The organism is Carboxydothermus islandicus, from assembly GCF_001950325.1.
Lineage (GTDB): Bacteria > Bacillota > Z-2901 > Carboxydothermales > Carboxydothermaceae > Carboxydothermus > Carboxydothermus islandicus.
Window position 1 is genome coordinate 1 of the sequence record NZ_BDJL01000014.1, and the last position, 347, is coordinate 347.

At 41.2% G+C, this 347-nt stretch carries 1 protein-coding gene; it reads left to right on the top strand.

The window, feature by feature from the left end; translation table 11 throughout:
- The first annotated feature begins 37 nt into the window (after window positions 1-37).
- Window positions 38-301: an FmdB family zinc ribbon protein gene (locus tag ciss_RS03260; RefSeq protein WP_075864877.1), complete on the top strand. Its 264-nt coding sequence runs from the start codon at window positions 38-40 to the stop codon at window positions 299-301.
- The last annotated feature ends 46 nt before the right edge of the window (window positions 302-347 follow it).

Sequence of the window (347 nt, forward strand, 5' to 3'; positions counted from 1 at the left end):
ACAATATGGTCATTTGAGAAAGATGGGGTGAGGTGTCTTGAAGAAGAAGAAACGAAACAACGAAGAAGACGATATTATAGAGAAGATACTGGAAGAGGAGCTTCCCTTCGAGGGTCAGGAAAAGGAACCTACATACAATTATCGTTGTCAGGAATGTGGGTATGAAGAAGAAGTCCCGGCATTTATTGTAGATGAAATGGCATATCTGAGCAAAATAGATGGCATTGACTCATCGGAAATGCCAGTTCTTGAATGCCCTTACTGTCCAGGTGGTATGGTGTATAAAGGAAAAAAAGAGTAAACATTGCTGCTTACTCTTTTAAGTCGCCCGAAGGGCGAATTTGTTC